This window comes from Herpetosiphonaceae bacterium (genome assembly GCA_036374795.1).
Lineage (GTDB): Bacteria > Chloroflexota > Chloroflexia > Chloroflexales > Kallotenuaceae > LB3-1.
This window is the reverse complement of the sequence record DASUTC010000070.1, coordinates 36470-47866: the sequence shown is the minus strand read 5'-3', so window position 1 is coordinate 47866 and position 11397 is coordinate 36470. Positions and strand designations below refer to the sequence as shown.

Here is an 11397-nt window from a genome sequence, read left to right as displayed (position 1 = left end):
TTCGCGCCCGAAGTCGCCGAGGTGACGCGCGCCGGTGGTGAGGAGCTGGCCGAGCCGTATGTGATTCGTCCGACATCGGAGACGATCATCGGCGCGACCTATGCCAAGTGGATTCGCTCGTGGCGCGACCTGCCGGTGCTGATCAATCAGTGGGCTAATGTGATGCGCTGGGAGCTGCGCACCCGGCCGTTCCTGCGCACGGCGGAGTTCCTGTGGCAGGAGGGCCACACCGCCCACGCCACGGAGGAAGAGGCCGAGCGCGAGACGCTGGTGATCTTGCACGATGTGTACGCCGATGTGGTCGAGCGCGTCATGGCGATTCCGGTGCTGCGCGGCCTCAAGACCGATCGCGAGAAGTTCGCGGGCGCGCTTCGCACCTACGCGATCGAGGCGATGATGCAGGACGGCAAGGCGCTCCAGGCGGGCACAAGCCACAACCTGGGCCAGAACTTCGCGCGCTCCTTCGACATCAAATACACCACGCCCGACAACCGCGAGGAGTATTGCTGGACGACATCCTGGGGCTCGTCGACTCGGCTGGTCGGTGCGCTGATCATGGCCCACAGCGACGACGATGGCCTGGTGCTGCCGCCGAAAGTCGCGCCGGTCCAGGTTGTAGTCGTGCCGATCTTCAAGAACGACGACGAGCGCAGCGCCGTGATGGAGGCGGTCGATCGCATCACCGCCGACTGGAAGGGCCGCTTCCGCTTCAAGATCGACGATCGCGATAACCTCTCGCCAGGCTTTAAGTTCAACGAGTGGGAGGTCAAAGGCGTGCCGGTGCGAATCGAGGTCGGGCCGAAAGACGTGCAGAAAGGCACTGTCGCAATCTCTCGCCGCGATCGACCGGGCCGCGAGGGGAAGGCGTTTGTGGAGCAGGCCGGGCTGACGCAGTATGTCACGCATCTGCTGGACGAGATCCAGGCGGCGCTGTTCGAGCGTGCGCTCCGCTTCCAGCGCGAGCACACCTTCGAGGTCAGCACCTACGACGAGTTCAAGCAGCAGGTCGAGCAGGGCTTTGTGCGCGCCTACTTCGACGGCGACGGCGCGGACGAGGATCGGATCAAAGCCGAAACCAAGGCGACGATCCGGGTGATACCGTTCGACCAGCCGGAAGCGGAGGGCACCTGCTTCTTCACCGGTCGCAAGACCAGGCGGCAGGCGATCTTCGCCCGCTCATACTAGCGCCGATAGGCCGGCCACGGGAGAACAAAGGACCGGGTGCCAGACCGGGGTGAGGGCCTCGAACTTGGAACTTTGAACTTTGATTCTGGCCTGGAGCAGGAGCTACACGTTGGGGAGTCGCGCACGTGCCGCGTCGGCTCCCCACCCTAGGAACACTATCATGGGTCGCATTACGGTTCCGCGCTACTTGATCATCCTGATCTCGGCGATTGCCGCTCTGTGGCTGATCCAGCAAGTGTTTCAACTGATCTACCGGATCGCCGACATTTTGCTGGTCTTTGGTCTGGCATGGCTGCTCAAGCTGCTTCTCGATCCGCTGATCCGCCGCCTGGAGCGCTGGCGCATGCCGCGTGGCGGCGCGATCACCATCGCCTACATCCTCGTGATCGGCGGTCTGGTGAGCGGCTTCGTCTGGCTGGTGCCGCAGCTTACACTCCTGGCGCAGGAGATACCGGTCCTTGCCAACCAGATCGCGCGGAGCGCGGAAAACACTGCGCTCTGGCTCCAACAGCGCGGCGTGGAGATCGATCCCAACGCGATCACCGCGCAAGTTGTCGGCGCGAGCACCTCGGTTGCCAGCCTTTTCGCCCAGCGCGCCTTCGACGTGGCGCAGAGCTTCGCGGGCGTGCTTGGGCGGATCGCGCTGGTGATCACCGTGAGCGTCTACATGAGCCTGACATCCGGACGGATGATCGATATGCTCCGTCCGGTCATTCCCCCGCGCTGGCGCGACGAGTACGATGGCTTTGTCCGCGATGTAACAACCACCTACTCGTCGTATATTCGCGGCTACTTCTACGTCGTCGCGATCGGCACGCTTGCCAGCGCCGCGCTGATCTTCGGCTTTCGCATCCCGAATGCGGCGCTGTGGGTCATGGCCGTGCTGCTGCTGCGGCTGCTGCCGTTTATCGGCGGCGCACTGGCGAATATCCTGCTGATCGCCGTGATCGTCTTTACGCTGCCCATCGCCAGCACGATCGTCGCGATCGGCCTGCTGTTGGTCGGCCAGACGCTGCTGACCAACGTCTTGATGCCGCGCGTGATGAGCCGCGAGCTGGGGATTAACCCGCTGCTGGTGCTGTTTGCCGTGCTGCTGGGCGCGCGGATCTACGGCGTGGCGGGCATCTTGTTCTCGATCCCTGCCGCCGCGATCATCGCCACGATCATCGCCAAGGCTGTCAAGCGCTATCTGCTGCCGCTCTACGAGACGGGCGGCTGGTGGAACGAGCAGGTGACGGTAGTGCAGCAGAGCAACTGGCGCAAAGGATTGATCCGGCATCACCGCGCAGAGCACGGCGAAGAGCATACCGTCGTGGCGTATCCGCCGAGCACCTGGCACACGGAGTCTGTCTCGCCAGCGCCACCCGATCCGCGAGAGTCATCGGTCAAGGAGGTTTCCTGATGCAGCTTCATGTTGTGGACGACAAGCATATTCGGCTGGAGATCGATGGGGAGCATGGGCTGGAGGTGATCGGCGATCCTTTCGGCCCGTTGCAGATGATGGCAGCCTCGCTGGCGCTGTGTACCGCCTCGGTCATGCAAGACTATGCCGCGACCGCGCATTTTCATCTGCATCACTTTGCCGTCGTCGTCGTCTGGGATTACACCGAGCAGCCCTACCGTGTCGGACACATGCAGATGACGCTGCAGGTGGGGCCGGATGTGCCGCCCAGCCGCCAGAAAGCGCTGCTGCGCGCCGCGCAGCAATGCACGGTGCATAATACGCTGACTCATGGCGCGCGGATTGAGATGACGCTGGAGGTGCCAGGTGCCGAACAAGCGTAGCCGCCGCCGCGCGATCCTTGAAGATCTGCCGGAGCTACCGGAGCCGCAGGAGGGACGTTCGCTCGGCATCGCGCCGGATCTGAGCGCTGAGCTAAAGCTGATCAGCTTCGGCTCGCCGCGCCGCCCAGCCGATCGCTGCACATACTTCGACGCGCCCGCCGAGTTTGGGCTTTGTCTCGATTGTCAGTATAACCGGGGAGCGAAGGGAAGCGGGATTGTGTGCGCCCATCGGTTCGGTCTGGACCCGACGGTAGTCGACGGCAAGACCACACAATTCACGGCTGGGGAGATCGTACCGCTCGATGAGGGGGGTGCGAGCAGGCGCAGGACCGAGTAGGCAGCACTGCGCGTTCGCGGATTCTTCTTACGCGGATACGTCGATTTCCGGCAGCACGACGGTCTGACCAACCGGCGAGGCGATCATTAGCTCGACCGGCGCGGCGGCGAGCGGTCCGCAGCTAAAGCTGCCAAGGTCATTAGCCGTCGCTGTCGCCTGGACGTTGCCCGCCTGACGCAGCACGACCAGCGCGCCGGTCCAGCGATCCTGATCGGCGTCCACAACCTGGCCCAGGATCGTCACCTGCCCTTCGGAAGCAGGCTGCACATCCAGAACGATGGTTGTTCCGTCGGCCTCGGCCATAATTGGGCCGCTTGCCGCGCCACGCATCGCCAGCGCAGACGTGCGCGGTACAACACGCGCGAAGATCTGGCCGAATGCTTGAGGCCACGTATGCGCCCAGCCTCGCTCTTTTTCTCGCGCAGGCTCCGGCTTGGAGACTGTGGCCGTGTCGGGTGCTGTGTTGGGGACCAGGAAGCCACCTAATTCCTCTACCTCGCTCTTACAAGCCGCGCACTGCTCAAGGTGCCGAACGATCGAGCGCTCCTCGCTCTGGCTACTGATCATTGCCAGGACGTACTCACCCAGCCGCTGCGGCGAGGGACAATCCCAGCGATAGAGCTTTGCCTTTAGCGCACCTTCCATCTGCTGTGCGTGTTGCAGACGGACGTTGCAGCTTGGGCATTGCCCGATATGGCTTTGGACCACCGGATCGACGAAGCCCTCGATCGCGGCGCTGATTTGATCTTCTGTTATTGGTGGTGGGAGACGGCACTCCATATCTCACCTCTCCTCTGTCAAAAAGTTTGATATCGATCGTGCGTATGCTGGTGTGTCGTTTGATCTGCTAAATGCAAAAATGCGGTTAATATCACGATAACATCATAATTGAATGATCCAACCTGCGATCGGGCAGGATGCTGCTACTCGGCCTGTCCATTCAGCGCCATTCCCGACATGCGTTGAAGCATCGCATCGTTGCGCAGCACCCGACGAATCCGGTAGAGCGCGACCGATACCTCGCGCTCGTTGCGCCACTGCGTTGGATGCTCCGTCACAATCTGGCGCGGCTTCAAATCTAGCAGGAACACGCAGCGCGCCAGCAACTGATCGCGATCGTCGGGCAGTAGCCGACAGATATGCGTCCAGAGCTCGGCGGCGTCGATGCGGCCACCCAGATCCGGCGTGTGCGGCACATCGCTCATCTCGCCCAGCGGCATCGATGCGTTTGGCTGCTGATCGCGGAGATACTGCGCAATCGCTGTGTGAACGCACATCTTTAAATAGGAGAGGGTTTGAGGCAGCGAAGGAAACTTACTGAACTTCTCGCCGCGCAGCGCGAAGTAAAACGTCCGCATTGCCGACGTAGCAAAAAAATCGGCGCTCTCGCCCGTCTGCGTGAAGCGATTATGGCTATATACCCAATTCAACACCTGCCGCTCGTAGATCTGATAGATCCGCGTGAAGGCTTCGTCGGACTCGTCTGCGAGCGCCCGCCGCATCAGCTCGAAACAGTAGGTCGGATCGTTCTCCTGGCGGCTGTTGAATTTTTCGGTCTCCTCAGCGCAGCGCTGGGCGAGGTCGTCGTTCGACATGCTTGAGAGAAAGGCCATATCAGCGCTCCCTTAGCGGAGGTTGTCTACGCATAGTGTACTACGCCTCGTCAAATCCGGCCTATCGTATGCTGCTGGCTTGGATACCCCAACCCCGCAGAATCGTTGCCTGATCGTTCCACAGGCACGCCTATTGTATCACGTGGTAATTCGCACCAATCCACGTCTTTCCATCATCTCGCAGGCTTTGGCTCATGCCTTGATAAATACATGTCATCTGGTATTAATCCGAGTAACATGTACAACAAAAAGGCACGTGGTACAATACACGCCACAGACAGTACTCCTCAGATAACAGCAAAAAGGACACCCCCATGACGGAACGAGCACCTTTGGCACACCCAACCATTGGCATGACCTATGCCTTTGTAGAGAGTGCATCGCAATCGCTAGCCGGTATTCCGGGTAAAGTCATTCAAGTGTGGCCGCGCTTCCAATCGGGCGATTGTCTTGTCACACTGGAATATCCGAAGCCGATCAAGTTCAGAAATGCGCTGATCACCCGGGTCGATGCGTTCGTCAGCCAGCTACGTCCGATCAACGATCATCACTTCAGCTACACAGCCTAGCTCACCGCGTCGCCGCATCATCCCTGCACCCAACGATTGTTGATACCCACCCGACACCTTGTAGCGCATCTCCAAGACCAGCACAACCAGCCGTCGCACGCTCACGCCTTCACGACGATGTGAGCCTGACAGTATACAGCGCTGTATACAGTATATTCTTGATCCAAACGCCTGCCGCCGGATTACCGGGCACGTGCCAGCACTCCAAGATCGTGAGGGAGCCTCCTGCAACGAGAGGTAGATCATCAGCCCGATCTACGATGCTACCGCTGTGTCCTGCGTGGTCCGAGTTTCGAGTTCAACGTGCCAGGTTTCGAGTTCAAGGCCCTCACCGCGCCGGGCGCCAGACCCAAAGGGTACCCCGGCATGGCACCCGCCCTGCCCCACGCTCAGGCGGGCCTCCAACTTCGCGGCGTCAGGCGAGGGGCAGCAGGTAGAGCTTTTTGTTCCCTTGCGCGCCAAGTACCCTCCGGGCCTTGCACCGGGTTCCTTTGTTCTTTTCCTGCGAGACTGTGATAAACATGTCAAAGCCGCATTTATCCAGTTAAGGATTTTTGCATCTGGGCATGCAGCAGATCCATGCATCCAAGGGAAGGACGGACTATGCAAGTAGAGGGAATTCGGGTGCAGCGCGATCCTTTCTCACCCTTCCACGCGCAGCGGGTCGCTCTTTGGCGGCAACGTATCTGGGATGCCATACAGGCGGCACGGACGCAGGCGGAATTTCAGATCGCAGGAGCGATGCACGACACCCACGACAGCGGCTATCTGTCAACGCTCGGATGGCACGCGCTCCATAATGGGTACCTCAAGCAGGCGCAAGACTACTTCCGCGCGGCGCTGCACTACGATCCGTACCTGATTGGGGCGTGGTTTGGTCTAAGCCGGGCCGCGTGGTCGCCCGAAGAGCGGCGGGTCTATCTCCAGGCGGCGATCGATCTCCAACTCCTGGTAAGCGATGTAGCTCGTCACCACGAGATCTGAGCGTAGCGACAGCACTGCCGGTAGGGGCGCGGGGGTGGTCAAGCGCTGGCAATCAACTGCCGAGCCGCTGCTGGCCGAGTCCTTCGACCCCCAGCACAGCCTGGACTTCGCCGGTGCGACGAAATCCAAACCACTCGTACAGCCGTTGCGCCTGTACATTGTAATCTTGCGTATTAAGCGTCATCAGGTCAATCCGCCGATGATGGCAGAAGCGTACGACATCGGCCAGCAAGCGCACGCCGACGGCGCGGCCCTGGAAAGCGGGCGATACTGCGATGCGCACGAGATGCGCGTGGACCCCCGCCTGATGGACTGTGACGTAGGTATAGCCGATCACCTCGCCGCTAAACTCTGCCACGGCAAAATAGGGCGCGCTGATCAGCGCAGGGCCTAAAATTTCCTCTCCTTTACCCCAGGGCGTAGCAAAACAGATCGCATCCAGCCGCAGTACGGCCTGAAGATCCTCTGGACGTGCCCGGCGAACCACCACCGCCTGATTCCCCGAAGCAGGCACATCCATGCCCACCTTTTCGTAGGTCAGCACATCCATAATCCGCTTGTAGCCAAGCTTTTCCAGCGGCGTGCGCAGCCAGGGCATGCTCCATTCGTCCAGGGTGATATACAACGACGAGATCGCGCGGGCGGGCAGCAAGCGGTGCAACTGGTCGATCAACAGTGGAAGCACCGACACCGCCTCGACGCGCCCATCGATCAGCACGGAACGCAGCCAGGCGTTCGGCGACATGCGCCAGCCCGCCTGCGCCACCGCAACGATCTTACCCTCGTACTCAAGCACTGCGGTCGGCTCGTGTGGCAGCAACTCGACGACATCATCGACCGAGCTGGTCAGGTAGCGGCGGAAAGCATGGTAGCCCAGCGATCCGATCACGGACGCATCGTGGGGAGCAGCGGGTCGCGCCAATGCGTGGCGTCGATCGAATGGACGACGAAATAATGGCATACCGCGCAAGAATCTTTCCTCTCGTGCTATGTATGATACCATGTGCTCAAAGCGCGGAAGGGGTCGTCGATGCTGCTTGAGGCAGAGCAGATTGTCAAAAGTTATGGTGCCGAGCCTGTGCTGCGCGGCGTGACGTTTGGTGCGGCGGAGGGTGAGATCGTCTGCCTGCTGGGGCCGAGCGGCTGCGGCAAGTCTACGCTGCTGCGGGTGATCGCCGGGCTGGAGACGGACTACGCTGGCAGCGTCCGCCTTGAAGGCCGCGCGATCGATCGCGTGCCGGTTCACGAGCGGCAGTTTGGCTTTATGTTTCAGGATTTTGCGCTGCTGCCGCACCGCAGCGTAGGCCAGAATATCGCGTTTGGCCTGCGGATGCAGCGGCTACCGCGCGCCGAGATCGCGCGCTGCGTGGACGAGATGCTCGATCTGGTGGGGCTGCCGGGCTATGCGCGGCGCACGATTTTCGAGCTATCGGGCGGCGAGCGTCAGCGGGTAGCGCTGGCTCGCTCACTCGCGCCGCATCCCCGGCTGCTGATGCTGGACGAGCCGCTTGGCGCGCTCGACCGCACGCTGCGCGAGCGGCTGACCGAAGACCTGCGCGCGATCATTAAAGCGTTGGGCCTGACCAGCATCTACGTAACGCACGATCAGGTCGAGGCGTTTGCGGTCGCGGATCGGATTGTGTTGATGAATCGTGGACAGATTGTGCAAAGCGGCACGCCGATGGAGGTCTACTGCCGCCCGGCCAGCATGTTCGCGGCTCGATTCCTGGGCCTGAACAACCTGATCGTCGGAGAGCGTATCGCGGTGGAGCGGGGCCGCACCCTGATGCAGACCGCGCTTGGTCGGCTGGTGGTAGAGACGCAAGAGCAGGGCGCTGAGAGGCAGACGGTCTTGATTCGGCCTGAGGCAGCCGCGCCGCCGACCGAGGATGCGGTAAATGTGATCGAGGGGCGCGTGACGCGCAGCACGTTTCGCGGCGGCACGCAGCGCCTACTGCTGCGGCATGGGAGCGGCACGGAGCTAGAGCTGGATGTCGAGGCCGGGACGTTCGCGGTGGGCCAGAGCGTGCGGCTGTCGCTGCGCCCCGATGCTTTGACGACGATCGCGGAGGAAGCCTGACCCTCGGCGTGATGCCGAACCTTGCCAAATTACGAACTGCCGGGGCGCATGCAATACGCCCCGACGTATCCGGCATCATGATTCAACGATCATCAGACCAGGACAAGATCAACCCGTCTGCTCAACAGCGGCAGCCGCGCCGTTCGACGCGGCGTGCGGCGGCTCGCGCTCGGTGTCGGGAAATTCCATAGGTGGGAGATGCGCCACGCTAGGCAGGCCAAACTGCTTGAGAAACTCCTCGGTCGTGCCGTAGAGCATGGGACGGCCAACAGCCTGAAGCCGCCCCACCTCGACGATCAACCCACGCTGGAGCAGAGTCCGCACCGCGCCCGACGAATCAACGCCACGCACCGCCTCGATGCCGGAGCGCGTGATCGGCTGTTTGTAGGCCACGATCGCCAGGGTTTCCAGCGCCGCATTCGATAGCCGGGGCGCGCTGGTATGCACGCCCAGGAAACGCTCGACCACCGTGGCGGCCTCCGGCGCGGAGACGAGCTGGACATGATCGTTGTGGCGCATGAGGCGGATACCCCGGCAGCGGTACTCGCGCATCAACTGCTCCAGCACGGCCTCGATCGCCGCCAGCGGCAGCCCGATGGCCCGCGCCAGATCGCGCACCGGCACCGGCTCCGCTGCAACGAAGAGCAGGCTTTCGACCAGTTGCTTGGGGCCAAATTCGGCTTCGACGCCGGGCGCGAACGGCTCAGCTTCCAGCGCTTCGGTCATGGACTAGCCGCACTGTCCCTTAGGGAACTCAGGCCCATTCGCCACATGATCGCGCCAGAACGCGCGGATTCCGGCCTCGTCGTAGCTGTCGAGCAGCGCCATTACACCCCAGGCCGTGAGCGCGATCGGCTTATCGTCCTGAATGCTGTCGCGCGGCGTCAGCACCAGGCAGGGGCGCTGCTTGCGCAGATCGCGGGCCAGCTCTCTCAGCTTTTCGACAGTCGCCTCGTCCACCTTGGCGGGATTGTAGCTAATGATCACACCGCCATGCTCCAGATTATGCACCAGCCGCTCATCCGCCGGTGCGCGCGTGGGATAGATGCCCCAGGTCGCGGCTTGCCCCCAGTGATCGCCGGAGGTCGGCGGATTGGTGCTGTACTCCACGGCGGTGCCGTCGGGCACGTGCTCGCGCGACGGCAGCACATCGACGGGGCTGCCCGGCGACTTCTCGGCAGCCGGAACGCCGCCGCTGCCGCCGAAGATCAGCCAGGCACCAGCCGCAAGCACAATCAAAAGACCAACGCCAATCAGGACCGGAACGAGGGGAAAAGAGCGCTTCTGGGGAACTTCCCGACCGCGAACTGCGGGATTAGGGCGCGGTGCGCCCCCTGGACGTGTCGCCATATCAGTGATTGCTCCTCGATGAAAGGTGTCAGGTAGTGTAACGAACGGATAGCGGAGCGTCAACCGCCACCAGCCATCTCCAGTAAGCGCGAGGAGAGTGGTTACTCCTCGCGACTCTTGAAGACCAGGATAATGGGCGTGCCCACGAATGGGTACTGCTCACGAATACGATTTTCCAGATAGCGCTTGTAGCCGAAGTGAATCTCCTGCGGCGCGTTCGAGAAAAACAAAAAGACCGGCGGCGCGACCTGCGCCTGCGTGGCGTAAAAGATCCGCAGATGCGCGCCCTTGTGGATCGACGAGGGCGGATGCGCCCGAACGGCCTCGCGCAAGATCGTATTCAGCTTGCCGGTCGAGATGCGCGTGTTGCGCTCGCCGTTGATCAGGAGCGCCAGCTCTAGAAGCTTCTCGACGCGCTGGCCGGTCTTGGCCGAGATGAACAGCAGCGGCGCGTACGGAATGAAGTGTAGCGCGGCGCGGACATGGTTGTTCCAGGCTTCAAACGTCTCGTTATCTTTTTCGATCGCGTCCCACTTGTTGACCAGCACCGCGATGCCCTTATACGCATCCAGCACCATCCCGGCGATATGCGCGTCCTGAGCGGTCACGCCCTCGGTCGCATCGATCATCAGCAGCGCGATGTCGGCGCGCTCGATCGCCCGCAGCGCCCGCAGCACGCTATACTTCTCGATGCCCTGGTCGATGCGGCCCCGTCGCCGGATACCGGCGGTATCGATCAGCAGGATCTTCTCGCCGTTGTACTCAAGCACCGTGTCGATCGTATCGCGGGTGGTGCCCGGCACATCGCTGACCACGACGCGCTCGGTGCCCAGCAGGCGGTTGAGCAGGCTCGACTTGCCGACGTTGGGCCGCCCGACGATCGCGATCTTGAGCGCGTACTCCTCATCGGGATCTTCCTCGAACGGCGGCAGCGCCTCGTAGAGCGCATCCAGCAGCTCGCCCGTGCCGGTGCCGTGGTAGGCGCTCAGCGGGATCGGCTCGCCCAGGCCCAGGTTCCAAAACTCGACCGCATTCTGCACCCGCTCCAGCGAGTCGGCTTTGTTGACGCCCAGGATCACGGGCTTGCTCGTCTGGCGCAGCATCTCGGCGACCTCTTCGTCGGCGGCGGTGATGCCCTGCTTAACGTCGACCAGAAACAGGATCGCGTCGGCCTCGTCGATCGCAAGCTGCGCCTGGGCGCGTGTGGCCCGCACGATCTCCGCTATCGAGGCGGTCGCCTCGTCTTCCTCGCCTGGCAGAATACCGGCGGTATCGACGATCGTAAACTCGCGCCCGTGCCATTCCGACTCACCGTAGAGTCGGTCGCGCGTGGTGCCGGGCTCGTCCTCGACGATCGCGCGTCGCTCGCCGACCAGCTTATTGAAGAGCGTCGACTTGCCGACGTTGGGCCGTCCGACGATCGCAACGATTGGTTGTGGCATGATTCTCTACTCCAATTCTCTTCTAAACAACAAAGGCACGGCGTGCCGTGCC

The 11397-nt window shown here is 62.2% G+C and carries 13 protein-coding genes; 7 read left to right on the top strand and 6 right to left on the bottom strand.

The annotated features are described in order from the left end of the window. The 4 genes from proS to VFZ66_04980 all read left to right on the top strand — a co-directional run. Positions 1 to 1185: proline--tRNA ligase (gene proS / locus VFZ66_04995; GenBank protein HEX6288524.1), on the top strand; the 1185-nt coding region annotated here is incomplete at its 5' end. Between the two features lie 160 nt (positions 1186 to 1345). After that, positions 1346 to 2587: an AI-2E family transporter gene (locus VFZ66_04990; GenBank protein ID HEX6288523.1), complete on the top strand. Its 1242-nt coding sequence runs from the start codon at positions 1346 to 1348 to the stop codon at positions 2585 to 2587. Beyond that, the gene (locus VFZ66_04985; GenBank protein ID HEX6288522.1) at positions 2587 to 2970 is read left to right on the top strand and encodes an OsmC family protein; all 384 of its coding nucleotides are present in this window, start codon (positions 2587 to 2589) and stop codon (positions 2968 to 2970) included. Before VFZ66_04990 ends, VFZ66_04985 begins: the two co-directional genes overlap by 1 nt. Further along, positions 2954 to 3307 (top strand): hypothetical protein, encoded by a 354-nt coding sequence (locus VFZ66_04980; GenBank protein HEX6288521.1) that lies wholly within the window; start codon positions 2954 to 2956, stop codon positions 3305 to 3307. The genes VFZ66_04985 and VFZ66_04980 overlap by 17 nt, the downstream gene beginning before the upstream one ends. 27 nt (positions 3308 to 3334) lie before the next feature. Here VFZ66_04980 and VFZ66_04975 read toward each other — a convergent pair whose 3' ends face one another. Both VFZ66_04975 and VFZ66_04970 read right to left on the bottom strand, forming a co-directional pair. Next, complete coding sequence (locus VFZ66_04975; GenBank protein ID HEX6288520.1) at positions 3335 to 4087, bottom strand: hypothetical protein; 753 nt, start codon at positions 4085 to 4087, stop codon at positions 3335 to 3337. Between the two features lie 143 nt (positions 4088 to 4230). Continuing rightward, positions 4231 to 4920 (bottom strand): hypothetical protein, encoded by a 690-nt coding sequence (locus VFZ66_04970; GenBank protein ID HEX6288519.1) that lies wholly within the window; start codon positions 4918 to 4920, stop codon positions 4231 to 4233. A gap of 314 nt (positions 4921 to 5234) precedes the next feature. Between VFZ66_04970 and VFZ66_04965 the strand changes: the two genes are divergently transcribed. Together VFZ66_04965 and VFZ66_04960 are read left to right on the top strand one after the other, a co-directional pair. Then, complete coding sequence (locus tag VFZ66_04965) at positions 5235 to 5489, top strand: hypothetical protein (GenBank protein ID HEX6288518.1); 255 nt, start codon at positions 5235 to 5237, stop codon at positions 5487 to 5489. 603 nt (positions 5490 to 6092) lie between these two features. Next, a complete protein-coding gene (locus VFZ66_04960) occupies positions 6093 to 6473 on the top strand; it encodes a hypothetical protein (protein HEX6288517.1) in 381 nt (126 codons plus the stop codon). A 52-nt stretch (positions 6474 to 6525) separates the two neighbouring features. On the opposite strand, the gene VFZ66_04955 is transcribed toward VFZ66_04960, so the two are convergent. Next, positions 6526 to 7434: a GNAT family N-acetyltransferase gene (locus tag VFZ66_04955; GenBank protein ID HEX6288516.1), complete on the bottom strand. Its 909-nt coding sequence runs from the start codon at positions 7432 to 7434 to the stop codon at positions 6526 to 6528. 69 nt (positions 7435 to 7503) lie between these two features. Between VFZ66_04955 and VFZ66_04950 the strand changes: the two genes are divergently transcribed. After that, entirely contained in the window at positions 7504 to 8553 is a 1050-nt protein-coding gene (locus VFZ66_04950; protein HEX6288515.1) for an ABC transporter ATP-binding protein, read from the top strand. Positions 8554 to 8661: 108 nt separating this feature from the next. Here the strand turns inward: VFZ66_04950 and scpB are convergent, their stop codons facing one another. From scpB to der, 3 genes are all read right to left on the bottom strand, one after another. After that, positions 8662 to 9279: an SMC-Scp complex subunit ScpB gene (scpB, locus tag VFZ66_04945; protein HEX6288514.1), complete on the bottom strand. Its 618-nt coding sequence runs from the start codon at positions 9277 to 9279 to the stop codon at positions 8662 to 8664. 3 nt (positions 9280 to 9282) lie between these two features. Continuing rightward, the gene (locus VFZ66_04940) at positions 9283 to 9903 is read right to left on the bottom strand and encodes a DUF3105 domain-containing protein (protein HEX6288513.1); all 621 of its coding nucleotides are present in this window, start codon (positions 9901 to 9903) and stop codon (positions 9283 to 9285) included. A gap of 101 nt (positions 9904 to 10004) precedes the next feature. Beyond that, entirely contained in the window at positions 10005 to 11345 is a 1341-nt protein-coding gene (der, locus tag VFZ66_04935; GenBank protein HEX6288512.1) for a ribosome biogenesis GTPase Der, read from the bottom strand. Positions 11346 to 11397: the final 52 nt, after the last annotated feature.

What these genes read in the sequence shown, in the direction of transcription:
- VFZ66_04990 (HEX6288523.1), top strand. Translation starts at nt 1,346, where the DNA reads ATGGGTCGCATTACGGTTCCGCGCTACTTGATCATCCTGATCTCGGCG.
- VFZ66_04985 (HEX6288522.1), top strand. Translation starts at nt 2,587, where the DNA reads ATGCAGCTTCATGTTGTGGACGACAAGCATATTCGGCTGGAGATCGAT.
- VFZ66_04975 (HEX6288520.1), bottom strand. Translation starts at nt 4,087, where the DNA reads ATGGAGTGCCGTCTCCCACCACCAATAACAGAAGATCAAATCAGCGCC.
- VFZ66_04970 (HEX6288519.1), bottom strand. Translation starts at nt 4,920, where the DNA reads ATGGCCTTTCTCTCAAGCATGTCGAACGACGACCTCGCCCAGCGCTGC.
- VFZ66_04965 (HEX6288518.1), top strand. Translation starts at nt 5,235, where the DNA reads ATGACGGAACGAGCACCTTTGGCACACCCAACCATTGGCATGACCTAT.
- VFZ66_04960 (HEX6288517.1), top strand. Translation starts at nt 6,093, where the DNA reads ATGCAAGTAGAGGGAATTCGGGTGCAGCGCGATCCTTTCTCACCCTTC.
- VFZ66_04955 (HEX6288516.1), bottom strand. Translation starts at nt 7,434, where the DNA reads ATGCCATTATTTCGTCGTCCATTCGATCGACGCCACGCATTGGCGCGA.
- VFZ66_04950 (HEX6288515.1), top strand. Translation starts at nt 7,504, where the DNA reads ATGCTGCTTGAGGCAGAGCAGATTGTCAAAAGTTATGGTGCCGAGCCT.
- scpB (HEX6288514.1), bottom strand. Translation starts at nt 9,279, where the DNA reads ATGACCGAAGCGCTGGAAGCTGAGCCGTTCGCGCCCGGCGTCGAAGCC.
- VFZ66_04940 (HEX6288513.1), bottom strand. Translation starts at nt 9,903, where the DNA reads ATGGCGACACGTCCAGGGGGCGCACCGCGCCCTAATCCCGCAGTTCGC.
- der (HEX6288512.1), bottom strand. Translation starts at nt 11,345, where the DNA reads ATGCCACAACCAATCGTTGCGATCGTCGGACGGCCCAACGTCGGCAAG.